Below are 26,217 nucleotides of genomic sequence, written 5' to 3'. Positions count from 1 at the left end.
GCGCGTGGTGAAGGTACGGCGCGACTACAACTCCTGGGTCGCCAGCGAGACGATGGAGGACTATGCCCTGCGCTTCACCCCGCAGCGCTTTCGCAAGTGGTCGACCTTCCGCGTCGCCAACACCGCATTCGGCGCCGCGTCCTTCCTGATCCTGGAGGCCGTGGGCGCCACGCTGCTGGTGCAATACGGCTTCCTCAACGCCTTCTGGGCGATCCTCGCCACCGGGCTCATCATCTTCGTGGCGGGCTTGCCGATCAGCATCTACGCCGCCCGCTACGGCGTGGACATGGACCTGCTCACGCGCGGCGCGGGCTTCGGTTACATCGGCTCCACGCTCACCTCGCTGATCTACGCGTCCTTCACCTTCATCTTCTTCGCGCTGGAAGCGGCGGTGATGGCGTACGCGCTCGATCTCGCGCTGGGCATCCCGCCGGTCTGGGGCTACCTCGTGTGCGCGCTCGTGGTGATCCCGCTCGTTACGCACGGGGTGTCGGCGATCAGCCGCTTGCAGATGTGGACGCAGCCGCTCTGGCTCGTCATGCTGGTAGTTCCTTTCGCTTATGTCCTGATGCGCGATCCCGGTGCCTTCGCCGGCATCACGCACTACGCCGGGGAAAAGGGACAGACCGCGGCCTTCGACATGCACATGTTTGGTGCCGCGCTCACCGTGGGCATCGCGCTCATCACGCAGATGGGCGAGCAGGCCGACTACCTGCGCTTCATGCCCGCGCGCGAATCGGTGAGCCGCCGCAGCTGGTGGCTGGGCGTGCTGGGGGGCGGGCCCGGCTGGGTGGTCCTCGGGGTCGTCAAGATGCTGGGCGGCGCGTTGCTGGCCTACCTCGCGATCACGCACATGGTGCCGCCGGACCGCGCGGTGGACCCGAACCAGATGTACCTCGCGGCCTACGAATACGTCTTCCCGCGCTACGGCTGGGCCGTCGCGGCGACGGCGCTCTTCGTCGTGATCTCGCAACTCAAGATCAACGTGACGAATGCCTACGCCGGCTCGCTCGCCTGGTCCAACTTCTTCTCGCGCGTCACGCACAGCCACCCGGGCCGCGTCGTGTGGGTGCTGTTCAACACGCTCATCGCCTTCATGCTGATGGAGATGAACGTCTTCCAGGCGCTGGGCGACGTGCTCGGCCTGTATTCCAACATCGCGATCGCCTGGATGATGGCGGTCGTCGCGGACCTCGTCGTCAACAAGCCGCTGGGCCTCTCGCCCAAGGGCATCGAGTTCAAGCGCGCTTACCTTTACGACATCAACCCCGTCGGTGTGGGCGCGATGGCGCTCGCGTCCACCCTGTCGATCGTGGCGCACCTCGGCTTCTTCGGTCCGGGGCCGCAGGCGTTCTCCGCGGTGATCGCGCTCGGCGTCGCGTTCGTCACCGCGCCCCTCATCGCCTGGGCGACGAAGGGCCGCTACTACATCGCGCGCCAACCCGCGCAAAAGGGGAGCTATCTCGGTACCGCGCTCCAGCGCTGCGTGATCTGCGAGCGCGAATACGAAGGCCCGGACATGGCCCATTGCCCGGCCTACCAGGGCTCCATCTGCTCGCTGTGCTGCACGCTGGACGCGCGCTGCGGCGACCTGTGCAAGCCGCACGCGAGCCTCTCCGCGCAGTGGTCCGGCGCGCTGCGTGCCTTGCTGCCGCGCCGCGTGTGGCCCTACCTCGACACCGGCCTCGCGCACTTCCTGCTGCTGATGCTAATCATCGTGCCGTTGCTCGCCTCGCTCTTCGGGTTGCTGTATCACCAGGAAGTGCAAGCCGTCGCGCCGCTGCTGCAGGACACGGAGTTTTCCGACATCACGCTGCGCTCCGGCTTCCTAAAGGCCTACATGGCGCTGCTGGTGATCGCGGGCATCGTCGCGTGGTGGCTGGTGCTCGCGCATAAGAGCCGGCAGGTGGCTCAGGAAGAGTCCAACCGACAGACGCACCTGCTGATGCGGGAGATCGAGTCGCACCGCCAGACGGACGAGGCGCTGCAGACCGCGCGGGTGCTCGCCGAAGAAGCGCGCCTGGCCGCCGAGCAGGCCAACCAGGCCAAGAGCCGCTACATCAGCGCGATCAGCCACGAGCTGCGCACGCCGCTCAACAGCATCCTGGGCTACGCGCAGCTGATGGGCGAGGACACCGGCGTGCCGCCGCACCGCAAGCAGGCGGTGCACGTGATCCGGCGCGGCGGCGAGCACCTGCTGTCGCTGATCGAAGGCACGCTGGACATCGCGCGCATCGAGTCCGGCAAGCTCACACTGAATGTGAAGCCCATGGGCTTCGAGGACTTCATGCACGAGATGGCCGGCATGTTCGAGCCGCAGGCGCAGGCCAAGGGCTTGCGCTTTCGCTTCGAGGTGCAGGGCAGCCTGCCGGAAGTCGTGCGCGCGGACGAGAAGCGCGTGCGGCAGATCCTCATCAACCTGATCGGCAACGCGGTGAAGTTCACGGCGCAGGGCGAGGTGCGCCTGCACGTGCGTTATGCCCGCGAAATGGCGACGATCGACGTCGAGGACACGGGCCCGGGCTTGAGCCCGCAGGAGCTCGCGCAGATCTTCGAGCCCTTCGCGCGCGGCAGCAGCGCCAGCCCCGCGGCGCCGGGCGCGGGGCTCGGCCTCACGATCGCGAAGATGCTCACCGACCTCATGGGCGGGGAGCTCACCGTGACGAGCACGCCCGGCACGGGCTCGGTGTTCCGCGTCAAGCTGTTCCTGCCCGAGCTGCGCAACGCCACCCTCGCGGCGCCGCTCGCGCAGCGGCCGCGCCGCGGCTACGAAGGCCCGCGCCGCAAGCTGCTCGTCGTGGACAACGAAGAGGCGGACCGCGAACTGCTCGTGCACCTGCTGGAGCCGCTCGGCTTCGAGCTGCGCACCGCGGCGAGCGGCCACGACGCGCTCGACCTCCTTGCCGCCGGCCTCAAGCCCGACGCGATCCTCATGGACCTCGCGATGCCGGGCATCGACGGCTGGGAGACGATCAGGCGCGCGCGCCTCTTGCCGCACGTCCACGCGAAAGTGGCGATCGTCTCCGCCAACGCCTTCGACAAGGGCCTGGACAACGACGTGGGCGTGCGGGCGGAGGATTTCATCCTCAAGCCGGTGCGACATCCCGAACTGCTCGACTGGCTGGAGCGGCAGCTGCAGCTGCGCTGGCTCGACGCGCCGGTCCCCGCAGTCGTGGCGCCGGCGGCGAAGCGGCCTGGCGACTGGACCTGGCCGGACGCCGACGCGCTCGACGGCTTGCGCCAGGACGTGCAGCTCGGCTACTACCGGGGCATCCTCAACCGGCTCGCGCAGATCGAGACCGCGCGGCCCGATTGCGCGGACTTCGTGGCCGCGCAGCGTGAGTTCGCGCGTCAATTCCAGTTCGAGGCGATGAGCCAGTCATTGGCACTGGCGCCGCTGGCACAGGAGAAATCATGAGTGCAGTCCTCAACTTCGAACGCTCCACCAGCGAGGTGGTGCTGATCGTCGACGACGTCCCCGACAACCTGTCCGTGCTGCACGACGCGCTGGACGAATCGGGCTACACCGTGCTCGTCGCCACGGGCGGCGAAGCCGCATTGCAGCGCGCGTCGCAGGCGCTGCCGGACATCGTGCTGCTCGACGCGATGATGCCGGGCATCGACGGCTTCGAAGTCGCCAAGCGGCTGAAGGCATCCGCCCTGACGGCGCACATCCCGATCATCTTCATGACCGGGCTCACGGAAACCGAGCACCTGGTCGCCGCGCTGGAGGCGGGCGGGGTGGACTACGTCACCAAGCCGATCAAGCCCAAGGAAGTGCTTGCGCGCATGGGTGTGCACATGCAGGGCGCGCGGCAGGCACGCCAGACGCGCAACGCGCTCGACGCCTTCGGCTACGCCAGCATCACGGTGCGCGCGAGCGACGGCAAGCTGATGTGGCAGACGCCGCTCGCACGCGAGCTGTTGATGGCCTACTACGGAACGACCGCTCCGGCGGCGCCTGAAGCCGTGGTGGCATGGCTGCGCCGCCACCTGAAGGAGGCCGAGCAGCAGATCGAGCCGCCGCGCCTCACCGCGCAGCTCGGCGCGCGGCGCCTGACCTTCCGCCTGCACCAGCAGACGGGGGACAGCGAAGGCGGCGGCGACTGGCTGATCGTGATGCGCGAGGAATCCGATGCGCAGGTGATCGAGGCGATGAGCCTGTCGTTCAAGCTCACCGCCCGCGAGGCCGAAGTGCTCTACTGGGTGGTGAAAGGCAAGATCAACCGGGACATCGGCGACATCGTGGGTTCGAGCCCCGCCACGGTGAAGAAGCACCTGGAGCGCGTGTTCGCGAAGCTGGGCGTGGAGACGCGGACTGCTGCCGCCGGGATGGCGATGACGCGCATCCGGCAGTTGCATCCGCAGTTCGAAGGCTAGCCCGCGCGTGCCGCCATGCGCGCGCAGAGATCGAACGCGTGCTGCAAGCCTTCCACGCGCGCCACGCCGCGACCGGCGATGTCGAAAGCGCTGCCGCTGGCCGACGTCGCCACCGGCACAGGCAGGCCGCCGTGCAGCGTGACGCCGCGCTCGAAGCCCATGAGCTTCATCGCGATCTGGCCCTGGTCGTGGTACATCGCGACCACCGCGTCGAAGTCTCCCCGCCTCGCGGCGATGAAGACGGTGTCGGGCGACCAGGGGCCCGTGGCCTCCAGGCCTTCTTCCTTCAGGCGCCGCACCGCGGGCGCGATGATCTCGATCTCCTCCATGCCGATCGAGCCACCGTCGCCGGCGTGCGGGTTGAGGCCCGATACCGCGATGCGCGGACGCTCGATGCCTGCGCGTTTCAGGGCGCCGTCGATGATGCGCACGGCCTCGCCGATGGTCTCTTCGGTGATCAAGGCTGCGACGTCGCGGATCGGCACGTGCGAGGTCACGCGCGACGTCCACAAGTCGCCCGTGATGTTGAACTCGCACACGAAGTCGCGCACGCCGAAGCGTTCCTGCATGAAGCGCAACTCGTCCTCGTGCGTCATGCCCGCCATGCGCAGCGCGTGCTTGTTGAGCGGCGCGAAGACGATCCCGTCCACGGCCCCCGAGCGGGCGGCGTCGGTCGCGGCCGAGAGCGCCCGCAGGGCGACGCGCCCCGCGGCCGCGGTCGACTGCGCGCGCTCGATGGTGCCTTCGCCTTTCTGCACGAGGTAGCTGATGCGGTCCGGCTCGAAGCGCAGGTCTTCGATGGCCTCGATGCGCAGCACGGGCAGGCTCACACCGGCGAGCCATTCGCCGTCCGCCAGCGACGCGTCGTCCGCGATGAGCAGGATGTCCGCGGCGCGCAGGTTGGCGGCGTGCGCCAGCAGCTTCACGCCCATCTCCGGGCCCACGCCCGCCGGGTCGCCCAGCAGCACCGCCAGGCGGGGCCTCTTCGCGTTCGATGCGGCCTCGTTCATGAGCCGTCCGCCTTGATGTTCGCGTCGCGCACGAGCTTGCCGAAACGCTCGTATTCGCCGCGGTTCATGTCGCTGAACTGCTCGACGCTGATCGCGCCGACCTCGCCGCCCAGGCCCTTGATACGCGCCTGCACGTCGGGCATCTTGAGTACGCGCGCGAGTTCCGCCGTGAGGCGATCCACCACGGGTTTGGGCGTTCCCGCGGTGACGAAGAGGCCGTACCAGGTCTGCACGTCGGCGCCCTTGATGCCCTGCTCGGCGAGCGTGGCGACGTCCGGCATTTCGGGGGAGCGCTTTTCCGCGGTGACGGCGAGCGGGCGGAACTTGCCGGCGCGGATCTGTCCCATCGCGGAGGAGGTCGAGTCGAACATCATGTTCACCTCGCCGCCGATGATGTCGATGTGCGCCTGCGCGCTGCCCTTGTAGGGCACGTGGATGGACTTGGTGCCCGTCACGAGCCCGAAGGCTTCCCCCGCGATGTGCTGCGTGCTGCCCACGCCCGAAGAGGCGTACTTGAAGCTGCCGGGCTTGTCGTTCATCGCGGCGACCAGTTCCTTCACCGACTTGTAGGGAGAGGTCGCCGACACCACGAGCACGTTGGGCATCACCGCGACGAGGCCGATCGGCTGCAGGTCCTTCAGCGGGTCGAACTTCAGCTTGAGCAGGTGCGGCGCGATGGCCTGCCCCGTGTTCGTGGCGAGCAGCAGCGTCGTGCCGTCCGCGGCCGCCCGCGCCGTCAACTCCGCGGCGATGGTGTTGGAGGCGCCGGGCCGGTTCTCCACCACCACCGACTGCTTGAGGTCGGCCGCGAACTTCTCGGCGAGCAGCCGCGCGAGGATGTCGGTGCCGCCCCCGGGCGAAGCGCCGACCATGATGCGGATGGACTTGTCCTGTTGGGCCGCGGCGGGTGCGGCGGCAAAGGCAAGGCTCAAGGCGGCGGCCAGGGCCCCCAGCCAGCGGGTGGTGTTCATCGTGTCTCCAGCTTTATAGGTAGGTGCCGGCCCAGCGTACGGGAGGGCGCCATTCACATCCAATGAAATTAGTGGAAGAATCCATATATCGATGTGGATAGTATGTACTTGACAAACTAGAAGCAGGTACTATAATTGGGCCATACCGAGAGAAAATCATGGCCGCAATTCTGAACCAGCCCCACTTCCAAGACGCAGAGAAGGCACGCGAGTACCTTGAAGCCCTGCGCTGGCCGCATGGCGTGGTCTGCCCCCACTGCGGCGTGATTGGCTCTGCCACGGCCCTGACCGGCAACAAGAACTACCGCCCCGGCCTGTACAAGTGCACCGCCTGCACCGACCAGTTCACCGTCACCGTGGGCACTGTGTTTGAACGCTCCAAGATCGCCCTGAACGTGTGGCTCCAAGCCGTCCACCTGATGTGCGCCAGCAAGAAGGGCATCAGCGCCAAGCAGCTGGAGCGCATGCTCGGCGTGACCTACAAGACTGCCTGGTTCATGGCCCACCGCATCCGCGAAGCCATGAAGAGCGAATCCGGCTCCCTGCTCGGCGGCCCCGGTTCCTCCGGCATCGTGGAAGCCGACGAAACCTATTGGGGCAATGCGACCGACGAAAACGACAAGCCGGTTGCCAAGCCGCGCGGCGGCTTCCGCCACAAGATGATGATCGTCTCGCTGGTCGAGCGTGACGGCAACAAGCGTTCCATCCACGTCCCGAACGTCAACGGCCAATCCCTTGCCGCAGTGCTCAAGTCGCAAGTGTCCGAGAAGGCCCGCCTCATGACGGACTCTGCGAAGTACTACCGCAAGGTCGGCAAGGAGTTCGCCTCCCATGAGTACGTGGACCACGGCAAGAAGGAATACGCTCGCGGCGACGTCACGACAAACACGGTCGAGTGCTCGTTTGCGATCCTCAAGCGCGGCCTCATCGGCACGTTCCACAGCGTCAGCGAGAAGCACCTGCAGCGCTATTGCACCGAGTTCGACTATCGCTGGAACACCCGCACCACGGCAGGCTACAGCGACACGATGCGCGCTGACGCGCTGCTGGCGCAGATCGGCGGCAAGCGCCTGACCTATCGGCGGACTGATTGCCAGCCGCAAGCCCTCGTTTGAGAGCCTTCTTTCCCTCCTAATGAAAAACCCGCCGCGTGCATGGCAAGCGGCGGGTTAAAGGCTTAGAACCTTTTAGACCGGGAACAGCTCAAGCTGGCCCGGATGGGAGCGCCAGTGTTGGCACACGTCTTCCCACTGACCCAAACGGAACCGGCGGTAGGCGCGCACGAAGACGCTCTTGAACTTGGCGTAGCGCATGGCTAACTCCTCGATTCAAGGAGTGGCCTTTCCTTGTCGGATCGCCGCCCGAGGAGTAAACTCCCCCTACTCGTCCAGAGTGGTGGACGGCGCTCCGAGATGGCTTTTGCAGGCCACGGGAACGTCACCATCGAAGCCAGCGCCGCGTCAACGGTGCTGGTGGCTTTCAGCAAGCCCAAGAGCTTGCGTCGTCTTTCAGCTTGCCAACGGCCCCTGTAGTGCTCTTTCCGTCAAGAGCGTGCACTACAGGGGCCTTCTCTTTTCCGCCCCGGCTACGGCAGGCTGATCACCGGGGCCGACTTATCTCCGCATAAAACCCCCTTCAAGAGCCGCTATTGTAGCTGCTAGCCTAGGCGCGTCAATAGCGATATGATAGCGCCCAGTAGCAATCAAGAAAGGAATAGACATGGCGACCACCGAAGCAAAGCCGGCTGCACCTCAGGTGAAGACTCAGCGCGAGCGCAGCCCTGCCTACCCGTTCATTTCTCTCAAGGTGGCATTTGAGCGGGCCGCAACCTTCGACGCGAAGTTGGGGCGGCATGGCGCGCCTTACGACAAGGCGGGGATTGCGTGGGGCTACAAAGGTGATGGTAGCCAAGCGCAGCAAACCCTATCCGCCCTCAAGTACTACGGCCTAGTGGAATACGTTGGCCCGACGAATGACCGCAAGGTGGTGCTTACCGAAGACGCGCGCAACTACATGCGCGCACAACAGGCAAGCACAAAGGCCCAAATCGCTCAAGCATGCGCGCTTCGTCCAAAAGCAATGCAGACGTACTGGGCGCGTTGGGGCGCTGATCGACCGATGGATGAGATTTGCCTTGATCAACTCGTGATCAAAGACAACTTCACGGAGGGCGCGGCCAAAGTCTTTCTCCGGGTCTACGATGAAACAATTGCTTTTGCAGGGCTGTCTGACGGCAGTAAAATCGACCCTGAAGAGGATGGTGTCGAGCAAGAGCCCGAAGCAAGGCAGGAGCGCGCCGCCTCACCGCATTTGCAGGCTGCGCCGGCGCCGATTTTGTCGGCTGCGGCGATTAGGCTGGCGATGCCGCTGAAAGGAGTTGGTATGCGACAGGAAGTGTTTTCGCTGGCGGAGGGTGACGTTGTCGTTCAATGGCCAGCGCAACTTAGCAAGGACAGCTTGCAGGACGTGGCGGATTGGCTTCCAATTCTGGAGCGCAAGATTAAGCGAAGCGTTTCTACGGAAGCGCCTGCGGCGCACCGTCAAATAGACTTGGGCGATGACCACACGCAAGCGCCAGACAACGACGAGCTCTGATGCTCTGAAGCCCGACGACGTTCTCCGGCGGATGCTCAACACGCCGCCCACGCCCAAGGTGAAGCCACCAAAGCCCGCGCCTGCCGCTCCAAAGAAGGCGGGCGGGCGGGTGCAGCCGCTGTTGAATCAGAAAGTGCGCGACGACGTTGGCGGCCCGAACGGCTGGGATTGAGGCCTCCAGCGAAGCCGAAGGGCTAGCGACGGGTGATGGGCGGGATGGTGTCGGCGAAGCCTTCGCTGAGAGCTTTAGAGGCGGCATTGGTGCGGCCCACGGCCTCTAGCCACTGCTGGAACAGCGCCAGATCGAAGCCAGGCTGGCCGGGGCCTTTGCCCTGAACCTTCTCCCACAGGACCAGTTCCGCCTGATTAGCGGCATGGTACTCGTCCACCAAGGCTTGTCGTCTTTGCATGTTTCAAGCGTAACAGGTAAGACACGCACATAAGGTGTGTGCGACCTGCTACGCTTCAACCCCTGTTAACGTGTACAGTGGTTTGTCACGTACATACTATCCATCGATGTATATGTCAATCTTTGGGCGGTGTCCTACAAAGTGTCCTGGCGTCCACGGCGCAAGCTCAGGCGTAGGCCCACTCCACCGCCCGAATCATGAGTGCAACCCTCGAAGTCACTTGCGAGGCCCCCGCGAACGTGTGGGGGCCGTTCGGCAACATGTACATCGCCGCGTACTCCTCGCGGCTCGCGTCCAGCAAGTACATGGCCTATGCGAAGGTCTTTCCCTACCGCCCGCGCGACTTCTGGGACGGCTGCGGCCTCGCGAAGTTCGCCACGGACATGCAGTGGGCGAGCAGCGCGGCCGCCATCCTGGATGCGGTGTTCATCGCCCAGTACGCCGTCGAGCGCCGCCTGGGCATCGCGGCCTCGCGCGGCGACACGGACTTCGAAACCACGCCCGCCCCGCTCGAAGTGCTGCGCATGGGTTGAAGGCGTCCGCCGGGGGTTCCCGGTGCGCCTGAGCGACGCGTCGCTCCTCATGCGGCTGCGCACGCGGCAGTTGCTGCTCATCGCGAAGCTCGGCGACGAACGCAACCTGGGCCGCGCGGCATCGGCGCTGGGGGTGAGCCAGCCCGCGGCCACCAAGCTGCTGCAGCAAGCCGAAGACACGCTCGGCACCACCCTGTTCACGCGCGAAGCACGCGGCATGACGCCCACCGCGAGCGGCGAGGTGCTGATTCGCTACGCCCGCCATCTCACCGTGGAATTCGGCTTTGCACGCGAGCAGATGACTGCGCTGCGCACCGGGCTGCGCGGCCTGCTGCGCCTGGGCAGCGTGCCCGGCGCGCTGCCCCAGCTGCTCGCGCCCGCGCTGTCCGCATACAAGCGCGAGCATCCGCGCGTCGCTGTATCCGTGCTGGTCGAAACGAGCGACGTGATGATCGCCCACCTGGAAAGGGGCGAGGTCGATCTCGTCGTCGGCCGCCTGCTGGAAGGCAGCCACGAGGACGAGTACGACAGCCGCATGCTGCTGGAGGAGCCGCAGGTCGTCGTGGTGCGCCGCGGCCATCCCCTGCTCGACGCCGCCGAGCCCCTGACGATGGCCGACCTCGTGCGCTGGCCCTGGGTGCTGCAGCCGCCCGGCTCCCCGCAGCGCAGCCGCTTCGAGGCGGCGGTGCGCGGCGCGGGCCTGCACGGCCGGCTGGACATTACGGAAACCGCGTCCACCGTCGCGACCACGGCGCTGCTGGAGGCGAGCGACATGGCCGCCGTCATGCCGGAATCCCTCGCGGCCCATTACGGGCGCCTGGGGCTGCTGCAAGTGCTGCCGATCACGCTGGCGCTGCGCGTGCCGTCGATCCACCTGATCACGCGCCGGCACCGGGAGCTCTCGCCGGTCGCCCAGGAATTCATCCGCCTGCTCGCCCCTTCCGCCTGAGGGGCGGCGCATACGCCACCCGGCGTATATGCCGGAACTGCCGCGCTACCCAGAATCAATCCGTCCACTTCTCCCGGACCGACCCCTCAATTTCGATTCTGGTTTTACTCGCAAGGAGCATTCGCATGCAACGTCGTTTCACACTCAAGGCGCTCACGGCCGCCGTCGCGCTGGCCGGCCTCTCGGCCATCCCCGCGCATGCCGCCGACACCATCAAGGTCGGCGTGCTGCACAGCCTGTCCGGCACCATGGCCATCTCCGAGACGGTCCTGAAGGACACGGTCCTCATGGCCATCGACGAAATCAACGCCAAGGGCGGCGTGCTGGGCAAGAAGCTCGAGCCCGTCGTCGTCGACCCGGCCTCCAACTGGCCGCTCTTCGCCGAAAAGACCAAGCAGCTGCTCGGCCAGGACAAGGTCGCCGTGATCTTCGGCTGCTGGACCTCCGTCTCGCGCAAGTCGGTGCTGCCGGTCGTGGAAGAAATGAACGGCCTGCTGTTCTACCCCGTGCAGTACGAGGGTGAGGAGCTCTCCAAGAACGTGTTCTACACGGGCGCGGCGCCCAACCAGCAGGCGATTCCCGCCGTCGATTACCTGATGTCCAAGGAAGGCGGCGGCGCCAAGCGCTGGGTCCTGCTGGGCACCGACTACGTGTACCCGCGCACGACCAACAAGATCCTGCGCGCCTACCTCAAGAGCAAGGGTGTGAAGGAGTCGGACATCGACGAGAAGTACACGCCCTTCGGCCACAGCGACTACCAGACCATCGTCGCGGACATCAAGAAGTTCTCCGCGGGCGGCAAGACGGCGGTGGTCTCCACCATCAACGGCGACTCCAACGTGCCGTTCTACAAGGAGCTGGGCAACGCCGGCCTGAAGGCCAAGGACGTGCCGGTCGTCGCCTTCTCCGTGGGCGAGGAAGAACTGCGCGGCGTGGACACCAAGCCGCTCGTGGGCCACCTGGCCGCCTGGAACTACTTCCAGTCGATCAAGAACCCGACCAACACCGAGTTCGAGAAGAAGTGGGCTGCCTACGCCAAGTCCAAGAACCTGCCCGGCGCCGACAAGCCGCTCACCAACGACCCGATGGAAGCCACCTACATCGGCATCAACATGTGGAAGCAGGCCGTCGAGAAGGCCAAGTCCACCGACACCGACAAGGTGATCGCGGCGATGGCCGGCCAGACCTTCAAGGCGCCGAGCGGCATCGTCTCCAAGATGGACGAGAAGAACCACCACCTGCACAAGTCGGTGTTCATCGGCGAGATCAAGCCGGACGGCCAGTTCAACGTGGTGTGGAAGACCCCCGGCCCGGTGAAGGCCAAGCCCTGGTCCCCGTACATCGAAGGCAACGACAAGAAGCCCGACGAGCCGGTGAAGAAGTAAATCGCGACGCTTCCTCCCCCCGGGCCGGGGGAGGAGCTTGCAGGAAGGGTCGCGTGCTTCCCTTCCTACAGGTTCCTTCATGTTCATCCGCTGCTTCCTCTTCCTGCTCTTTTTCGCCGCCGGCCACGCGCACGCCTTCACCCCCGCCGAAGCGAAAGCCATGGCGACGGGTGAGACGGATGCGCGCATCGAGGCACTGAACAAGGCCGTCGCCTCCGCCGACGACCAGACGGCCGCCTTCCTGCAGGCGCTGATCGACGACAGCGTGAAGGTCGCCGGCGACAAGGTCTTCGTCGTCAAGGGCGACAAGGCTTTCGACCCCGTCACCGGCGCGCAGACGCCCCTGCCGGCGGACGCCGAGGACGTGATCAACAACAACCGGATGCGCGGCGAACTCGACACCGCGATGGCCGCGCTCAAGCTCTTCTCGAAGGACGAGAAGGAGCGCGCGGCGGCGGTGAAGCTGCTGCGCACCGAAACCGACGAGGCGCGCCTGCCGCTGATCGAGAAGGCCTATGCCGCCGAATCGAATGCGCAGATCAAGGAGCAGCTGGGCCTCGTGCGCGCGGCGGTGCTCCTGGGCTCCAGCGACAAGGGCAAGCGCATGGACGCCGCGAAGCTGCTGTCGCAGAGCAACAGCGGCGGCACCAAGCTGCTGCTCATCGAACGCCTGAAAGTCGAGACCGAGCCCGACGTGAAGGCGACGCTCGAAGCCTCGCTGCGCACCGTCGAAGCCTCGCTCGCCTGGGGCGACAAGCTCGGCGCGGTCTTCTCGGGCATCAGCCTCGGCTCCATCCTCCTGCTGGTCGCGCTGGGCCTCGCCATCACCTACGGCCTGATGGGCGTCATCAACATGGCGCACGGTGAGCTGATGATGATCGGCGCGTACGCGACCTACGTGGTGCAGGGCATCTTCCAGAAATACCTGCCGGGCGCGTTCGACTGGTACCTGCTGGCCGCGGTGCCGGCCGCTTTCCTCGCGTCCGCGTTGATGGGCGCGATCCTCGAGCGCAGCGTCATCCGCTTCCTGTACGGCCGCCCGCTCGAAACGCTGCTCGCCACCTGGGGCATCAGCCTCATGCTGCAGCAGCTCGTGCGCTCGACCTTCGGCGCGCAGAACGTCGGCGTGGAAAACCCGAGCTGGATGAGCGGCGGCATCGTGGTGCTGGGCAACCTGCAGCTGCCCTGGAACCGCATCATCATCATCGGCTTCGCGTTCGCCGTGCTGCTCGGGATGGGCTTCCTGATCGGCCGCACCCGGCTCGGCCTCTTCGTGCGCGGCGTCACGCAGAACCGCCCGATCGCGTCCTGCATGGGCGTGAACACGGCGCGCATCGACACCTATGCCTTCGCGCTCGGCTCGGGCATCGCGGGACTTGCGGGTTGCGCCTTGAGCCAGATCGGCAACGTCGGGCCCGACCTCGGGCAAGGCTACATCGTGGACTCGTTCATGGTCGTGGTGCTCGGCGGCGTGGGGCAGCTCGCGGGCACGGTGTACGCGGCGCTCGGGCTGGGCGTGCTCAACAAATTCCTCGAGGGATGGACCGGCGCGGTGCTCGCGAAGATCGCGGTGCTGGTGCTGATCATCGTCTTCATCCAGAAGCGGCCGCAGGGGATCTTCGCGGTCAAGGGCAGAAGCGCGGAAGCATGATGAAAAGAGATCCAGTGCCGGCCGTCCTGCCGCTCGTGCTGCCGCCCCGGCCATCCATGCTGAGCGGCAGGGGATGGACTGCCTTCGTCGTCGCGCTGATCGTCGTGTGCGCCGTCGCGCCGCTGCTCAACCTCTATGTTCCCCAGGGCAATGCCTTACACATGAGCGACTACGCGGTCGCGCTGGTCGGCAAGATCATGTGCTACGCCATCTGCGCGCTCGCAATGGACCTGATCTGGGGCTACACCGGGATCCTCTCGCTCGGGCACGGCCTGTTCTTCGCGCTCGGCGGCTACGCGATGGGCATGTACCTCATGCGCCAGATCGGCACCGACGGCCAGTACCACTCCCACCTTCCGGACTTCATGGTGTTCCTGGACTGGAAGGCGCTGCCCTGGCACTGGACTTTTTCGGGCAGCTTCGCGGCGACGCTCTTCCTCGTCGTCGCGGTGCCGGCCGCGGTCGCCTTCGTGTTCGGCTTCTTCGCCTTCCGCTCGCGCATCAAGGGCGTGTATTTCTCCATCATCACGCAGGCGCTGACGTACGCCGCGATGCTGCTGTTCTTCCGCAACGAGACGGGCTTCGGCGGCAACAACGGCTTCACCGACTTCAAGCGCATCCTGGACATCCCGATGCAGACGCCGGCCATGCGCATGGTTCTCTTCGTGTTGACGGGCGTCACGCTGCTCGCGTTCTACCTTTTCGGCCGCTGGCTGGTCGCGAGCAAGTTCGGCCGCGTGCTGCAGGCGATCCGCGACGCGGAATCGCGCGTGATGTTCTCCGGCTACAACCCCATCGGCTACAAGCTCACGATCTGGACGATCTCCGCGGTGATGTGCGGCGTGGCGGGCGCGCTCTACGTGCCGCAAGTGGGCATCATCAACCCGAGCGAGATGAGCCCCGCCAATTCCATCGAGATCGCGATCTGGGCGGCGGTCGGCGGGCGCGGCACGCTGATCGGCCCGATCCTCGGCGCGTTCATCGTCAATGGCGCCAAGAGCTGGCTCACGGTGACGGCGCCGGAGTTCTGGCTGTACTTCCTCGGCGCGCTCTTCATCGCCGTCACGCTGTTCCTGCCGCAGGGCGTGGTCGGCCTCGTGCGCAAGCTGCGCGGGAGCAAGGCATGACGCCCGACCTGCTGGACGACGGCGCACGCCGCGCGAAGGCCTACCGCGAGCGCGAGCCCGCGGGCAAGACGGAATCGGGCGGCCGCGCCGCCGGCTTCTCGCGCGTCGTCACGGACCGCGAGGTCGACACCACGCACGGCCGCATCCTCTACCTCGAGGACGTGAGCGTGAGCTTCGACGGCTTCAAGGCGATCAACAAGCTGTCGCTGGACATCGCGCCGGGCGAGCTGCGCTGCATCATCGGGCCGAACGGCGCGGGCAAGACGACGATGATGGACATCATCACCGGCAAGACGCGCCCGGACGAAGGCACCGTGTTCTTCGGCAGCACCATCGACCTGCTGCGGTACACCGAGCCCGAGATCGCGCAGATGGGCATCGGGCGCAAGTTCCAGAAGCCCACCGTCTTCGAGCAGCTCTCCGTGTTCGAGAACCTCGAACTCGCGCTCAAGACGGACAAGGGCGTGAGGCCCTCGATGTTCTTCCGCCTCGACTCCGGCCAGGGCGACCGGCTCGCCGAAGTGCTGCACACGATCCATCTTGCCGACGGCGTGAACCGCCTGGCCGGCAACCTCAGCCACGGGCAGAAGCAGTGGCTGGAGATCGGCATGCTGCTGATGCAGGACCCGAAGCTGCTGCTGCTCGACGAGCCCGTGGCCGGCATGACGGACGAGGAGACCGTGCGCACCGCCGAGCTCTTCCTCAAGCTCAAGGGCCAGCATTCGCTGATGGTCGTGGAGCACGACATGAGCTTCATCGAAACGATATCCGACATCGTCACGGTGCTGCACGAAGGGTCCGTCCTCGCGCAGGGTCCCCTGTCGCAGGTCCAGAACGACGAACGCGTGATCGAGGTCTACCTCGGCCGATAGCCATGCTCAGCGCCAAGAACATCAACCAGTACTACGGCGGCTCGCACATCCTGCGCGACGTCAGCCTCGACACGCACCTGGGCAAGGTCACGGTGCTGCTCGGCCGCAACGGCGTGGGCAAGACCACCTTGCTGAAATCGCTCATGGGCCTCGTGCCCGTGAAGACGGGCACGATCGCGCTGTCGGGCCAGGACATCACCCATGCCACGCCGTACCAGCGCGCGCGCGCGGGCATCGGGTTCGTGCCGCAGGGCCGCGAGATTTTCCTGCGCCTCACGGTGGAAGAGAACCTGCGCATGGGCCTCGCCTACAAGCCCGCAGGGACCGCCATACCCGCCGAGCTCTACGAACTGTTCCCCGTCCTCAAGCAGATGCTGGGACGGCGCGGCGGCGACCTGTCCGGCGGCCAGCAGCAGCAGCTCGCGATCGCGCGCGCGCTCGCCGCGAAGCCGAAGGTGCTGATCCTGGATGAGCCGACGGAGGGCATCCAGCCCAGCATCATCAAGGACATCGGCCGCGTGATCCGCATGCTGGCCGACCGTGGCGACATGGCGATCCTGCTCGTGGAGCAGTACTACGATTTCGCGAAGGAGCTCGCCGACGACTACCTCGTCATGGAGCGCGGCGAGTTCATCGCGCGCGGCCAGGGCAAGAACATGGAAGCCGACGGCGTGCGGCAGCTGGTGGCGATCTAGACCTCCTTCGGTCCTGCGCCACGGGTAGGCACCTGCCTACCGGATCAGGGGGCGGCGTCGCTCAGAGGCGGCGCCGGGGCGAACGTATCTTTCAGGCATCAACTTAACCACCTGGGAGAAATCAAATGCCCGTCATCCTCTGGCTTCTTGGCGTTCCGCTCGTCGTCGTCGTGCTGCTGATGCTGCTGCACGTGGTCTGATCAGGGCTTGCCCCTGGCCGCGGCCAGCTGCTCGAGGGTTCGCCCCGACTGCTCGCCGCGGTCACCTTCTTCCGCTTCGCCGCCGGCCGCAGGCGGTATCTCTTCGGTGCCCTGGTTGGCATAGGGTTGCCGGCCCTGGCCGTTGTCCCACGTGACTTCCGACTTCGCTCCATGCTCGGCCTGGGGCGCGTTCGCGTTGCTGGGATCCTGCGGATGGTTCATGAGGGGCTCCGGGGTGAGGGGAAAGAAGGCGGCGCCTGCACGAAGGTTTCCTGCGGGGCGCGGATTTCGGGAAGCACGTACACCACGCTCGCGCGCCCGCGCAGCGGGCCCAGGTGATTCGCATAGAACGCGTCGGCCACGTGCAGCGAGCCGTCGGAAATCCTCTTGTCCTCCACCGCGTCGGACGCCAGGCGCTGGCTCGCGCGCCCGGGCGAGACCGGCGACGAGATCGGGTGCAGGGTCAGCGCCGCATCGTGGTTCACCCAGACGATGCCGTCGCTCGCGAGCGATCGCCAGGAGCTGCCCTCGAATCGGCCGGCGGGCGTGAACGGAACGGCGGCCGCGTCGCCGCGCCGCGAACCCAGCAGCACGGGCGCGCTGCCCGCGAGCTTGCCGGTGCCGTCGAAGGAGAAGATGCGCGCATGCGCCTTGTCGACGACGAAGAAGGGCAGGCGGCCGTGGTCCTGCGTGTCCACGGCCCACTTCGCGACACGCAGCACTTCGGGCGAAGCGCGATCGCGCTCCAGCTGCGCATGCAGGGGCGCGGTCTCGGGGGAGGTCCGCACGGCAGACGACATCCGGTCGAAGAAGATGCCGAAGCAGACAAGGACGACGGCCAGCGCGGTGTAGAACACCAGGCCGGCCCGTCCCAGGGAATTGGAAGCTGGTGCGCGCACCCGCAACAGCCTAGCGGCCCTGCCGCCCTTGTCTGTAGGACGTGTGCCCGTCAGGGGCCATAGGCCAGGGGCACCGTCACCGATGAGCCGCCGCCGATGTCCGCAGGCTTGTCGATGTTGGCGCGTCCCGGCGCCCTGGCCTGCATGTTGTATTTACCGGCGACCGCGGAGTCGGGTGCGAAGGTCAACGCGCCTCCCGCCGTGTACGCCGCCTTCACGGGCGCCGCGACCGGCAGGTGGAAGCGATAGGTCGCCGCGGTCGCATCGACCGCCTGGCTGCCCATCGCGATCGTGGGTCCGCCCGTCAACACCTGCGACGCGTAGACGGAAGCGTCGGTCAGCGCCGTGGACACGGTCGAGCTGCCCGACACCGTGCTCACGACCACGGTGCCCGTGACGTCGGCCATGGTGGAGACCGGCGTCGCGATCGCCGTGGCGGTGCCGTTGATCGACGTGGTCGTGGTGCCCGCCGTCACACCCGTGACGACGGCCGTGGCGTGGCCTTCGCTCGCGACGACGAGCGTGTAGGTGCCGGTGCCCAGGTAGGGAATCGAGAACTTGCCGGTGGCGTCGGGCGTCGTGGAGCGGACGACGGCGCCATCCTGCTGCACGGAGACGGTGGTGCTGACGAGGGGCATCGAGGTGGCGACGTAGCCGGAGACACCGGATGCGACGCGCGGCACGACCGCGATCACCGGCTTCAGGATGTACTGGCCGGAATTGCCCGCCTTGACGATCGACTTGCAGGCGTCGAAGTCCAGCACCACGTCGGCCATCTGGCCGGACGCCACGTCGAAGTGCGCTTGCAGCTTGAGGCCGCTTTGCTGCGCGCTCGGCGTACTGAGCGCGGTGACCGCGCCGCCCGTGGGCTGGATGGAATTGGCCAGCGTGGTGGTGCCCGTGCCGGAGTTGCTCGCGAGCACGAGGCGGATCTGCGAGTACTGGCCGGCCGGCAGCGGCGTGGAGCCGAGTTCCTCGAGGACGCCATTGGTGAGGGCGAGCAGGTCGACCTTGCGGGCGGGCGAGACGACGAGGTCCTTCCAGCCGGCGTCCGCTTCGGCCGCGGCGCTGCTCTGGTGGACGCTGACTTTCTCGATGGTGATCCACACGTGGTCGTAACCGCAAGCGGGCGCGTCCGTGAGCGCGACGCGCAGGGTGCCGTCGCCGCCCACATTTCCGGTGCCGGCGCCGTTGTCGTCGCCTCCGCCGCCGCAGGCGGCCAATACCGCCGTCAATGCCAGCGCGCCCGACCAGCGCATGACGCCCGATGTCCAGCTGTTCAATCTCATCCCGGGTCCCCCAGTTGTGAATGGACACCCATGGTGCGGACTCGGCCGGACGGTATGTGACTGAACGTTAGCGAAAGCAGGGAAAACGGGGGCTTGCGCCGCATCCTGTAACGAGAACGGATGAGTTCGAACAATTCAGGCAAAAAAATGCCCCGCATGCCGCGGGGCGCTCCCTGAAGACGACCTTCTTGTAGCGACAGCGAACTTATTTCGTGGGGACGAGCACGACCGGGTCGGCGGTCTTGGGCTCGATCGTGACGGGGCCGGAGCCCGCGGGGATCACGACGGTTTCCACCTCGCGGATCACGCCGCCGCCGGCCACGCTGCCGCTGGTGCTGCCGTAGCCGATGACGCGGGCCTGGCAGGCCGCTTTCTCTTCGCCAGAGAGCACGTCGCAGCGCTGGGCGGCATTGTTCTGGAACTGGGCGCCGGCGTTGTCGAGCACGCCGCGCTGCTTGTCGGCGCGCGCATTGCGCGCTTCCTTCAGGCAGGTCTCCTGGTCTTGCTGGGTCTTGCCCGTCATGCAGGCCTGGACTTCCTGCTGGTACACGCCGGAAGCGTCGATGCCCGTGGTGCCGGTGGCAACCTGCGCGGTGGCGGCGGTCACGGCCAGGAAGGCGATGACGCCGAACGAGGCGAGGCTCTTGCGTGAGTGGTTGCTGCGTGCGTTCATTTGTCTTTTCTCCTGGATGCGTTTCCTGATTCGATGGATGAAGTCTAGGAACGCATCCAGCCCGGCGGTGCCGGAGGAAGGGCCGACACACCGGTCGCGTTGGGCGGGTCGCACCGTAGGACGTGGACGGCAGGCGTGGGAGAGCACGCCGGCTGAGCTACGAAAGGAGAACTAAAGCGCCCAGGTGCGCGGCCGCGTGGCGGGTAATTGCCACAACAGCGGCCGCCAGGCGTCGCGCACGAGCTTGAGCAATTGCAGCGCGGGCTCGACCAGCGGAGCCAGCACGCGCACGACGATCACGCGCGGGCCGGGTGCGGTGGCACCGGCGAGGCCGGAGAGTTCATGCGCGTCGATCACGGCGCGCGCCGCTTCGAGGACCGCGTCGCGCCGGGCGCGCGGGATCTCCGTGCCCGCCGCGAAGAAGAGCGTGCCTGTGCAGCGATGTCCGGCAAGTCCCAGCGGGCCGTCCATCAATGCAGCGTCCTTCGCGGCAATGCGCCCGCGCTCCAGCCACGCGCCTTCGAGCTCCACGTGTTGCAGCAGGCTGCCGTTCACGAAGGGCTGCCCGGACGCGGGCAGTCCCAGCGCGGCGACGTCCCAGCCCATCGCCTCGCCACCCGGCGCGACCTGCAGCGACAGGAGGTTGTGCGCGATGCAGCCGTTGTGGCAGATGGCTTCCAGCGGCAGCCATTCGATGCGCGCGCCGTCTTCCACCACGATGCGCGTGCGCTGCAGCGCCGCCTCGCCGTCGCTGCGGTAGAAGCGCGTCGCGCCCGGCGTGGTGACGAGGCCGTGGGAGCCCGCACGCGCACGGACGCTGATCTCCAGCGTGTCGCCGCCGACCAGCCCACCCGGCGGGTGCACGACGACGTTGTGCGCGAGCGCATCGCCTTCCGGGTAGAGCGACTGCAGGATGCGCAGCGGCCCGTCGTGCTCGAAGCGGGACACGCAGCGATGGCCCTCCATCCGGTAGTCCAGCGACAGGCGCGCGTGCCAGGCCATGGAGTGCGCGGCAGCTCAGTGGCCTTGCGAGCCGCGATGCGCCCAGGCCGTGGTGTGCCGCTCCAGCAGGCTGAAAAGCTCGTACATCACCATCGCCATCGCGCCGATGACGACGAGGCCGGCGAAGGCGAGGCCCATCTGCATCGCCGACCCGGCGGAGATCAGCAGGTAGCCGATGCCCTCGTTCGCCGCGGTCATCTCGGACACGGTGGTCCCGACGAAGGCGAGCGTGATCGCGACTTTCAGCGAGGCGTAGAAGTAGGGCAGGGAGCGCGGCAGGCCGACTTTCACGAGCACGTCCCAGCGCCGCGCGCCGAGCACGCGCAGCACGTCCTCGAGTTCCGGCTCCAGGGTCGCCAAGCCCGTCGCGATGTTCACCATGATCGGGAAGAAGGAGATGAGGAACGCGGTGAGGATCGCGGGACCGGCGCCGATGCCGAACCACACCACCAGGATCGGCACGAAGGCCGCTTTCGGCAGCGCGTTGAACGCGGTCATGAGCGGATAGACCGCCGCGTACGCCATGCGTGAACTGCCGATGAGGAAGCCGAGCAGCACGCCCACCACGATCGCCAGGCCGAAGCCCGCCATCGTGACCCAGAAGGTGCGCCACGCGTGCGCGGCGATGATGCCCTTGAATTCCACCATCTGGTTCCAGATGCGCAGCGGGCTCGGGAAGATGAATTCGGACACGTCGAACGCGGAGCAGATCACCTGCCACAGCAGGACGACCGCCACCAGCAGCACCCACGGCGACCAGGTCTCCAGCTGGCGGCGCTTCATGCGGGCACCTGCGTCGTCTGCCGGATGGCCCCGATGTGCCCGCGCAGCTCGTGCACGATGTCGGTGAACTCCTTCGTGTAGGTGAGCTCCAGCTCGCGCGGGCGCGGCAGCCCGATTTCGCGCCGAACGACGAAGCGGCCGGGGCGCTTGCTCATCACATACACCGTGTCGGCGAGAAACACCGACTCGCGCAGGTCATGCGTCACGAGGATCACGTTGAAGCGCTGCTCCGTCCACAGGTCGCGCAGGATGCACCAGAGCTCCTCGCGGGTGAAGGCATCGAGCGCGCCGAAGGGCTCGTCGAGCAGCAGCATCTTGGGCTCGTGGATCAGCGCGCGGCAGATGCTCGCGCGCTGCTGCATCCCGCCCGAGAGTTCCCACGGATACTTGTCCTCGTAGCCCGCGAGCCCGACTTTCTGCAGCAGCTTGCGCGCACGCTCCGCATACTCCGACCGCTTCGCCTTGAAATTGGCGCGGTAGGGCTCGACGATCTCCAGCGGCAGCAGGACGTTGTCCACCGTCGTGCGCCAGGGCAGCAGCGACGGCGCCTGGAACGCCATGCCGGAAATCTTCAGCGGGCCCGTCACCGGCTGGCCATCGACGCGGATCGCCCCGCGCGAAGGCTTCTTCAACCCCGTGGCGAGTTTCATGAACGTGGACTTGCCGCAGCCCGAGGGCCCGACGATGGCGATGAATTCGCCCTGCTTCACGTCGAGGTCGATCGCCTCCACCGCGAAGTTCCCGGCGGCCAGCGCGTCCTCGTCGTAGGCGAGCCAGACGTCTTCGAACTTCGCGAAAGCGGGCCCTGCGCTCAAGCCGCCCCTCACTTCTTCGGCAGCACCGCGTTGAGCTCCGCCGCGGGCGGCAGGAACGAGCCGTTCCACACCGCGTCCGGGTTCACGCGCGTCTTGGTGCCGAAGGCATCGGACACCTGCGAGGCCATGAGCGACATGCGGCCCGGATTGACCTTGCCGAAGCCCTCGGCCCGCGCGTCCGGGCTGTTGATGACCGTGTCGATCGCGAGCTTGAGCCGGCGCGTCTCCAGTTCCGTATTGATGATGCCGTCGCGTGCCTTCACGTCGGCGATGGCGGCCTCCGGCTTCGCGATGACGTCCTTCATGCCCTTGGTGAAGGCCGAGAGGAAGGCCTTCACCGCGGCCGGGTTCTCCTTGAGCAGCTTCGGCGTGGCGATGACCACGTTGCCGTACAGCTTCACGCCGTTGTCCGCATAGGGCAGCACGACGACGTCCTGCGCCTTCACGCCGCGCGCTTCGAGGTTGAGGAGCGAAGTGAAGGTAAAGCCCGTGATCGCGTCCACGTCGCCGCGGGCGAGCATGGTCTCGCGCAGCGGCGGATCCATTGCGGTCCAGGTCACCCCGGAGATGCCGTTGGCCTTCTGGAAGATCGGGAAGGCGCGGCGGCCGGCGTCGAACACCGGCGCGCCGAGCTTCTTGCCGTTCAGGTCCGCCGGGGCCTTGATCCCGGACTTCTTGAGGGCCATCACGGAGGCGGGCGTGTTGTTGTAGACCATCATCACCGCGACCGGCTTGTTGGGCGCGTCGGGGTTGTTGGCGTGGAATTCCATCAGGGCCGCGAGATCGGCGAAGCCCATGTCGTAGGTGCCCGACGCGACGCGCGTGACGGCGCCGCCGGAGCCGTTGCCTGCGTCGATCGTGACGTCGAGGCCGGCCTCCTTGAAATAGCCTTTCGCCGCAGGTGTGAGGAAGAGCGCGGCGGGCCCCTCGAAGCGCCAGTCGAGCTGGAATTTGATGGGGGTGGTTTGCGCGTACGCGGGCAGCGCGGCGGCCAGCGCCAGCGCGCCGAGGGTGAGCAGGGACTTCATGAGCAGGCGTTTCTTCATCGACAGGACTCCATTGTTCAAAACGATGGGGCGTTCAAGCAAGAAGGGTGCCTCAGCAGCAGGCGCTCCCCATTGTGCCTTCCCCGCCAAACGCCTCCTGGCTCAGCCGTGGAGTAGGGCGCGTCCCACGCGCCCACGCGCCAAGCACGCACGATGAGCCTGTGTGGCCGACTACGCCCCGGCCTTGCGCGCCAGCCGATATTTCTTTCACCGGCTGCTCACCAGCGGCAGGTGGTCGGGAACCGGTAGGGCCGGCCGCTTTCAACAACATGCCGTTCGCGGCTTAAAGGAGTCTCAAATGGGTTTCATTCTCTGGCTTATCGTGGGTGGTATCGTTGGTTGGCTCGCCAGCCTGGTCATGAAGACCGACGGCCAGCAGGGCATCCTGCTGAACGTGGTCGTGGGTATCGTCGGCGCCTTCATCGGCGGCTGGCTGATCTCCCCGATGGTCGGCACGGGCACCATCAATGACGGTTTCAGCATCGGCTCGCTGGTCGTGTCGCTCGTCGGCGCCATCATCCTGCTCGCCATCGTCAACCTGTTCCGCCGCGGCCGCGTCCGCTAAGAACACGCGCTGAGCAAAAGCGCACCAAGCAGTATTCGGGCATCCGCTTCGCAAGAAGCGGATGCCTTCTTGTTTGCGGGCCCGGAAACTACTTCGCGAAGACCTGGTTCATGTCCGCGAAGGCCTTGAACTCCAGCGCGTTGCCCGAGGGGTCCAGGAAGAACATCGTGGCCTGCTCGCCCACCTCGCCCTTGAAGCGGATGTGCGGCTCGATGATGAATTTCGTCCCGGCCGCCGTGAGCTTGTCCGCGAGCAGCTGCCAGACCGGCACCGTGAGGATCACGCCGAAGTGCCGCACCGGCACATCGTCGCCGTCCACGGCGCTGGTCGACGCGCTCCTGCATTCCTGCGGCGCGAGATGGGCCACCACCTGGTGGCCGTAGAAATCGAAATCCACCCATGCGTCGCTGCTGCGGCCTTCGCGGCAGCCGAGCAGGCCGCCGTAGAAGCGGCGCGCTTCGGCGATGTCGCGAACGGGAAAGGCGAGGTGGAACAGGGGAGTGACGGCCATGCGGGTTTCTCTTCTTGGATGAGGGGGATGACAGCAGGCATTGTCTTATGAAGCGCACAATCGCACGCGGCGCATCACCAGCAGCCCCACGCTGTACGAACAATGTCCTCACCGAAAGACGATCGCAAGACACCCCCGGCCGCCGGCGGCATGCGCAAGGGGCTCACGAACTACGGCGACGCCGGCTTCTCGCTCTTCCTGCGCAAGGCCTTCATCAAGGGCGCGGGCTATACCGACGCCGCGCTGGACCGCCCGGTGATCGGCATCGCCGACACGGGCAGCGGCTACAACCCCTGCCACGGCAACATGCCGCAATTGATCGAGGCGGTGCAGCGCGGCGTCATGCTCGCCGGCGGCCTGCCGGTGAAGTTCCCGACCATCTCCATCGGCGAGAGCTTCGCCGCGCCCACGAGCATGTACCTGCGCAACCTCATGTCGATGGACACCGAGGAGATGCTGCGCGCGCAGCCGATGGATGCCGTCGTGCTGATCGGCGGCTGCGACAAGACCGTGCCGGCGCAACTGATGGGCGCGGCCTCCGCGGGCCTGCCCGCGATCCAGCTCATCACCGGTTCCATGCTGACCGGATCGCATCGCGGCGAGGTGGTGGGCGCCTGCACCGACTGCCGCCGCTACTGGGGCAAGTTCCGCGCGGAGGAGATCGACGACACCGAGATCGCCGACGTGAACAACCAGCTCGTGCCCAGTGTGGGCACCTGCTCGGTGATGGGCACCGCGAGCACCATGGCTTGCGTCGCCGAAGCGCTGGGCATGACGGTGCCGGGCGGCGCGTCGCCTCCGGCGGTGACCTCCGACCGCATGCGCGTCGCGGAGCTCACCGGCAGCACGGCGGTGCAGATGGCCAGGGACGGCCTCACCATCGACAGGGTTCTCACGGCGCAGGCGTTCGAGAACGCGATGCGCGTGCTGCTGGCGATCGGCGGCTCCACCAACGGCATCGTGCACCTCACGGCGATCGCGGGCCGCATGGGCTACGACGTGGACCTGAAGGCGCTGGACCGCATGGGCCGCGAGACGCCGGTGCTGGTGGACCTCAAGCCCTCGGGCCATCACTACATGGAGCACTTCCATGCGGCGGGCGGCATGACGGCCCTGCTGCGCGAGCTCAGGCCGCTGCTGCACCTCGATGCCATGACGGTGACCGGGCGCACGCTGGGCGACGAGCTGGATCGCGCGAGCCCGGGTTTCGCGCAGGACGTGATCCGCACGCGCGCCAACCCGATCTATCCGCAGGGCGGCATCGCGGTGCTGCAGGGCAACCTCGCGCCCGGCGGCGCGATCATCAAGCAGTCCGCGGCCGACCCGAAGCTCATGGAACACGAAGGGCGCGCGGTGGTGTTCGAGGGGCTCGAAGACCTCGCGAACCGCATCGACAGCGACGCGCTCGACGTGACGGCCGACGACATCCTCGTGCTCAAGAACATCGGGCCGAAGGGCGCGCCGGGGATGCCGGAAGCCGGCTACATCCCGATCCCGCGCAAGCTGGCGAAGGCCGGCGTGAAGGACATCGTGCGTATCTCCGACGGGCGCATGAGCGGCACGGCCTTCGGCACCATCGTGCTGCACGTGACGCCGGAGTCCGCGGTGGGCGGGCCGCTCGCCTATGTGCGCAGCGGCGACCGTATCCGCCTGTCGGTGGAGCGGCGCGAGCTCGAGCTGCTGGTTTCTGCCGAAGAACTGGCGAAACGCGCCAAGGAAAATCCGGTGCAGGTCCCGACCGCGCAGCGCGGATACCGCAAGCTGTTCCTGGAGACGGTGACGCAGGCCGACCAGGGGGTGGACTTCGATTTCCTGCGGGGCACGCAGGCGATGGGAGCGCTCCCCAAGGCCTGAGG

General features: G+C 66.8%; 27 protein-coding genes. 14 read left to right on the top strand and 13 right to left on the bottom strand.

Going from position 1 to position 26,217, the window contains the following annotated elements:
* Positions 1-52 precede the first annotated feature (52 nt).
* Together I5803_RS10040 and I5803_RS10035 are read left to right on the top strand one after the other, a co-directional pair.
* Positions 53-3,418 carry a hybrid sensor histidine kinase/response regulator gene (locus I5803_RS10040; protein WP_231402694.1) on the top strand — a complete coding sequence of 1,122 codons (3,366 nt, stop codon included), beginning with the start codon at positions 53-55 and terminating at the stop codon, positions 3,416-3,418.
* Positions 3,415-4,380 (top strand): response regulator transcription factor, encoded by a 966-nt coding sequence (locus tag I5803_RS10035; protein WP_196986228.1) that lies wholly within the window; start codon positions 3,415-3,417, stop codon positions 4,378-4,380. Before I5803_RS10040 ends, I5803_RS10035 begins: the two co-directional genes overlap by 4 nt.
* Here the strand turns inward: I5803_RS10035 and I5803_RS10030 are convergent.
* Positions 4,377-5,390 carry a 4-hydroxythreonine-4-phosphate dehydrogenase PdxA gene (locus tag I5803_RS10030; RefSeq protein WP_196986227.1) on the bottom strand — a complete coding sequence of 338 codons (1,014 nt, stop codon included), beginning with the start codon at positions 5,388-5,390 and terminating at the stop codon, positions 4,377-4,379. The two genes, I5803_RS10035 and I5803_RS10030, sit on opposite strands and share 4 nt — an antisense overlap.
* Entirely contained in the window at positions 5,387-6,361 is a 975-nt protein-coding gene (locus I5803_RS10025; protein WP_196986226.1) for a Bug family tripartite tricarboxylate transporter substrate binding protein, read from the bottom strand. Before I5803_RS10025 ends, I5803_RS10030 begins: the two co-directional genes overlap by 4 nt.
* Before the next feature lie 158 nt (positions 6,362-6,519).
* On the opposite strand from I5803_RS10025, the gene I5803_RS10020 reads away from it, so the two are divergent.
* Positions 6,520-7,476 (top strand): IS1595 family transposase, encoded by a 957-nt coding sequence (locus tag I5803_RS10020; protein ID WP_196986225.1) that lies wholly within the window; start codon positions 6,520-6,522, stop codon positions 7,474-7,476.
* A 72-nt stretch (positions 7,477-7,548) separates the two neighbouring features.
* Here I5803_RS10020 and I5803_RS22220 read toward each other — a convergent pair whose 3' ends face one another.
* Positions 7,549-7,674: a hypothetical protein gene (locus I5803_RS22220; RefSeq protein ID WP_255553400.1), complete on the bottom strand. Its 126-nt coding sequence runs from the start codon at positions 7,672-7,674 to the stop codon at positions 7,549-7,551.
* A gap of 406 nt (positions 7,675-8,080) precedes the next feature.
* On the opposite strand from I5803_RS22220, the gene I5803_RS10015 reads away from it, so the two are divergent.
* On the top strand, positions 8,081-8,956 hold the full coding sequence (locus I5803_RS10015; RefSeq protein WP_196986224.1) for a hypothetical protein: 876 nt from the start codon (positions 8,081-8,083) through the stop codon (positions 8,954-8,956).
* Positions 8,919-9,128 (top strand): hypothetical protein, encoded by a 210-nt coding sequence (locus I5803_RS10010; RefSeq protein WP_196986223.1) that lies wholly within the window; start codon positions 8,919-8,921, stop codon positions 9,126-9,128. Before I5803_RS10015 ends, I5803_RS10010 begins: the two co-directional genes overlap by 38 nt.
* A gap of 22 nt (positions 9,129-9,150) precedes the next feature.
* On the opposite strand, the gene I5803_RS10005 is transcribed toward I5803_RS10010, so the two are convergent.
* Complete coding sequence (locus I5803_RS10005; RefSeq protein WP_196986222.1) at positions 9,151-9,366, bottom strand: hypothetical protein; 216 nt, start codon at positions 9,364-9,366, stop codon at positions 9,151-9,153.
* A 197-nt stretch (positions 9,367-9,563) separates the two neighbouring features.
* Between I5803_RS10005 and I5803_RS10000 the strand changes: the two genes are divergently transcribed.
* The 7 genes from I5803_RS10000 to urtE all read left to right on the top strand — a co-directional run bounded on the left by I5803_RS10000 (position 9,564) and on the right by urtE (position 16,578).
* Positions 9,564-9,899: a hypothetical protein gene (locus tag I5803_RS10000; RefSeq protein WP_196986221.1), complete on the top strand. Its 336-nt coding sequence runs from the start codon at positions 9,564-9,566 to the stop codon at positions 9,897-9,899.
* Between the two features lie 22 nt (positions 9,900-9,921).
* On the top strand, positions 9,922-10,848 hold the full coding sequence (locus I5803_RS09995) for a LysR substrate-binding domain-containing protein (RefSeq protein WP_354001644.1): 927 nt from the start codon (positions 9,922-9,924) through the stop codon (positions 10,846-10,848).
* 125 nt (positions 10,849-10,973) lie between these two features.
* Positions 10,974-12,233 (top strand): urea ABC transporter substrate-binding protein, encoded by a 1,260-nt coding sequence (gene urtA, locus I5803_RS09990; RefSeq protein WP_196986220.1) that lies wholly within the window; start codon positions 10,974-10,976, stop codon positions 12,231-12,233.
* A 79-nt stretch (positions 12,234-12,312) separates the two neighbouring features.
* Positions 12,313-13,884, top strand: coding sequence for an urea ABC transporter permease subunit UrtB (gene urtB, locus I5803_RS09985; protein WP_196986219.1), 1,572 nt, complete (start codon positions 12,313-12,315; stop codon positions 13,882-13,884).
* A gap of 56 nt (positions 13,885-13,940) precedes the next feature.
* Positions 13,941-15,011, top strand: coding sequence for an urea ABC transporter permease subunit UrtC (gene urtC, locus I5803_RS09980; protein WP_435520873.1), 1,071 nt, complete (start codon positions 13,941-13,943; stop codon positions 15,009-15,011).
* Positions 15,008-15,883: an urea ABC transporter ATP-binding protein UrtD gene (gene urtD, locus I5803_RS09975; protein WP_196986217.1), complete on the top strand. Its 876-nt coding sequence runs from the start codon at positions 15,008-15,010 to the stop codon at positions 15,881-15,883. Before urtC ends, urtD begins: the two co-directional genes overlap by 4 nt.
* Before the next feature lie 2 nt (positions 15,884-15,885).
* Positions 15,886-16,578: an urea ABC transporter ATP-binding subunit UrtE gene (urtE, locus tag I5803_RS09970; RefSeq protein ID WP_196986216.1), complete on the top strand. Its 693-nt coding sequence runs from the start codon at positions 15,886-15,888 to the stop codon at positions 16,576-16,578.
* A 200-nt stretch (positions 16,579-16,778) separates the two neighbouring features.
* Here urtE and I5803_RS09965 read toward each other — a convergent pair whose 3' ends face one another.
* The 8 genes from I5803_RS09965 to I5803_RS09930 form a co-directional block, all read right to left on the bottom strand.
* Positions 16,779-17,000: a hypothetical protein gene (locus tag I5803_RS09965; protein ID WP_196986215.1), complete on the bottom strand. Its 222-nt coding sequence runs from the start codon at positions 16,998-17,000 to the stop codon at positions 16,779-16,781.
* Positions 16,997-17,677, bottom strand: a complete 681-nt coding sequence (locus tag I5803_RS09960; RefSeq protein ID WP_196986214.1) for a hypothetical protein — start codon at positions 17,675-17,677, stop codon at positions 16,997-16,999. The genes I5803_RS09965 and I5803_RS09960 overlap by 4 nt, the downstream gene beginning before the upstream one ends.
* 50 nt (positions 17,678-17,727) lie before the next feature.
* Complete coding sequence (locus I5803_RS09955) at positions 17,728-18,966, bottom strand: DUF4382 domain-containing protein (RefSeq protein ID WP_231402381.1); 1,239 nt, start codon at positions 18,964-18,966, stop codon at positions 17,728-17,730.
* A 205-nt stretch (positions 18,967-19,171) separates the two neighbouring features.
* Positions 19,172-19,639, bottom strand: a complete 468-nt coding sequence (locus I5803_RS09950; RefSeq protein WP_196986213.1) for a hypothetical protein — start codon at positions 19,637-19,639, stop codon at positions 19,172-19,174.
* A 171-nt stretch (positions 19,640-19,810) separates the two neighbouring features.
* On the bottom strand, positions 19,811-20,641 hold the full coding sequence (locus I5803_RS09945) for an urease accessory protein UreD (RefSeq protein WP_196986212.1): 831 nt from the start codon (positions 20,639-20,641) through the stop codon (positions 19,811-19,813).
* Positions 20,642-20,656: 15 nt separating this feature from the next.
* Positions 20,657-21,424: an ABC transporter permease gene (locus tag I5803_RS09940; protein WP_196986211.1), complete on the bottom strand. Its 768-nt coding sequence runs from the start codon at positions 21,422-21,424 to the stop codon at positions 20,657-20,659.
* Complete coding sequence (locus I5803_RS09935) at positions 21,421-22,239, bottom strand: ABC transporter ATP-binding protein (RefSeq protein ID WP_196986210.1); 819 nt, start codon at positions 22,237-22,239, stop codon at positions 21,421-21,423. Before I5803_RS09935 ends, I5803_RS09940 begins: the two co-directional genes overlap by 4 nt.
* 8 nt (positions 22,240-22,247) lie before the next feature.
* Positions 22,248-23,285, bottom strand: coding sequence for an ABC transporter substrate-binding protein (locus tag I5803_RS09930; RefSeq protein WP_196986209.1), 1,038 nt, complete (start codon positions 23,283-23,285; stop codon positions 22,248-22,250).
* A 298-nt stretch (positions 23,286-23,583) separates the two neighbouring features.
* Between I5803_RS09930 and I5803_RS09925 the strand changes: the two genes are divergently transcribed.
* On the top strand, positions 23,584-23,850 hold the full coding sequence (locus I5803_RS09925) for a GlsB/YeaQ/YmgE family stress response membrane protein (protein WP_196986208.1): 267 nt from the start codon (positions 23,584-23,586) through the stop codon (positions 23,848-23,850).
* Between the two features lie 88 nt (positions 23,851-23,938).
* Here I5803_RS09925 and I5803_RS09920 read toward each other — a convergent pair whose 3' ends face one another.
* The gene (locus I5803_RS09920) at positions 23,939-24,361 is read right to left on the bottom strand and encodes a VOC family protein (protein ID WP_196986207.1); all 423 of its coding nucleotides are present in this window, start codon (positions 24,359-24,361) and stop codon (positions 23,939-23,941) included.
* Positions 24,362-24,463: 102 nt separating this feature from the next.
* On the opposite strand from I5803_RS09920, the gene I5803_RS09915 reads away from it, so the two are divergent.
* Positions 24,464-26,215 carry an IlvD/Edd family dehydratase gene (locus I5803_RS09915; RefSeq protein WP_196986206.1) on the top strand — a complete coding sequence of 584 codons (1,752 nt, stop codon included), beginning with the start codon at positions 24,464-24,466 and terminating at the stop codon, positions 26,213-26,215.
* The last annotated feature ends 2 nt before the right edge of the window (positions 26,216-26,217 follow it).

Origin of the sequence: Caenimonas aquaedulcis (genome assembly GCF_015831345.1) — a bacterium.
In the GTDB taxonomy this organism is placed as follows: domain Bacteria; phylum Pseudomonadota; class Gammaproteobacteria; order Burkholderiales; family Burkholderiaceae_C; genus Ramlibacter; species Ramlibacter aquaedulcis.
This window is presented reverse-complemented; position numbering and strand designations above follow the sequence as displayed.

Bases quoted from the DNA above. Each gene is read 5' to 3' on its own strand.
- I5803_RS10040 (WP_231402694.1), top strand. From the start codon at position 53: ATGGAGGACTATGCCCTGCGCTTCACCCCGCAGCGCTTTCGCAAGTGG.
- I5803_RS10035 (WP_196986228.1), top strand. From the start codon at position 3,415: ATGAGTGCAGTCCTCAACTTCGAACGCTCCACCAGCGAGGTGGTGCTG.
- I5803_RS10030 (WP_196986227.1), bottom strand. From the start codon at position 5,390: ATGAACGAGGCCGCATCGAACGCGAAGAGGCCCCGCCTGGCGGTGCTG.
- I5803_RS10025 (WP_196986226.1), bottom strand. From the start codon at position 6,361: ATGAACACCACCCGCTGGCTGGGGGCCCTGGCCGCCGCCTTGAGCCTT.
- I5803_RS10020 (WP_196986225.1), top strand. From the start codon at position 6,520: ATGGCCGCAATTCTGAACCAGCCCCACTTCCAAGACGCAGAGAAGGCA.
- I5803_RS22220 (WP_255553400.1), bottom strand. From the start codon at position 7,674: ATGCGCTACGCCAAGTTCAAGAGCGTCTTCGTGCGCGCCTACCGCCGG.
- I5803_RS10015 (WP_196986224.1), top strand. From the start codon at position 8,081: ATGGCGACCACCGAAGCAAAGCCGGCTGCACCTCAGGTGAAGACTCAG.
- I5803_RS10010 (WP_196986223.1), top strand. From the start codon at position 8,919: ATGACCACACGCAAGCGCCAGACAACGACGAGCTCTGATGCTCTGAAG.
- I5803_RS10005 (WP_196986222.1), bottom strand. From the start codon at position 9,366: ATGCAAAGACGACAAGCCTTGGTGGACGAGTACCATGCCGCTAATCAG.
- I5803_RS10000 (WP_196986221.1), top strand. From the start codon at position 9,564: ATGAGTGCAACCCTCGAAGTCACTTGCGAGGCCCCCGCGAACGTGTGG.
- urtA (WP_196986220.1), top strand. From the start codon at position 10,974: ATGCAACGTCGTTTCACACTCAAGGCGCTCACGGCCGCCGTCGCGCTG.
- urtB (WP_196986219.1), top strand. From the start codon at position 12,313: ATGTTCATCCGCTGCTTCCTCTTCCTGCTCTTTTTCGCCGCCGGCCAC.
- urtC (WP_435520873.1), top strand. From the start codon at position 13,941: ATGCTGAGCGGCAGGGGATGGACTGCCTTCGTCGTCGCGCTGATCGTC.
- urtD (WP_196986217.1), top strand. From the start codon at position 15,008: ATGACGCCCGACCTGCTGGACGACGGCGCACGCCGCGCGAAGGCCTAC.
- urtE (WP_196986216.1), top strand. From the start codon at position 15,886: ATGCTCAGCGCCAAGAACATCAACCAGTACTACGGCGGCTCGCACATC.
- I5803_RS09965 (WP_196986215.1), bottom strand. From the start codon at position 17,000: ATGAACCATCCGCAGGATCCCAGCAACGCGAACGCGCCCCAGGCCGAG.
- I5803_RS09955 (WP_231402381.1), bottom strand. From the start codon at position 18,966: ATGAGATTGAACAGCTGGACATCGGGCGTCATGCGCTGGTCGGGCGCG.
- I5803_RS09950 (WP_196986213.1), bottom strand. From the start codon at position 19,639: ATGAACGCACGCAGCAACCACTCACGCAAGAGCCTCGCCTCGTTCGGC.
- I5803_RS09945 (WP_196986212.1), bottom strand. From the start codon at position 20,641: ATGGCCTGGCACGCGCGCCTGTCGCTGGACTACCGGATGGAGGGCCAT.
- I5803_RS09940 (WP_196986211.1), bottom strand. From the start codon at position 21,424: ATGAAGCGCCGCCAGCTGGAGACCTGGTCGCCGTGGGTGCTGCTGGTG.
- I5803_RS09930 (WP_196986209.1), bottom strand. From the start codon at position 23,285: ATGAAGAAACGCCTGCTCATGAAGTCCCTGCTCACCCTCGGCGCGCTG.
- I5803_RS09925 (WP_196986208.1), top strand. From the start codon at position 23,584: ATGGGTTTCATTCTCTGGCTTATCGTGGGTGGTATCGTTGGTTGGCTC.
- I5803_RS09920 (WP_196986207.1), bottom strand. From the start codon at position 24,361: ATGGCCGTCACTCCCCTGTTCCACCTCGCCTTTCCCGTTCGCGACATC.
- I5803_RS09915 (WP_196986206.1), top strand. From the start codon at position 24,464: ATGTCCTCACCGAAAGACGATCGCAAGACACCCCCGGCCGCCGGCGGC.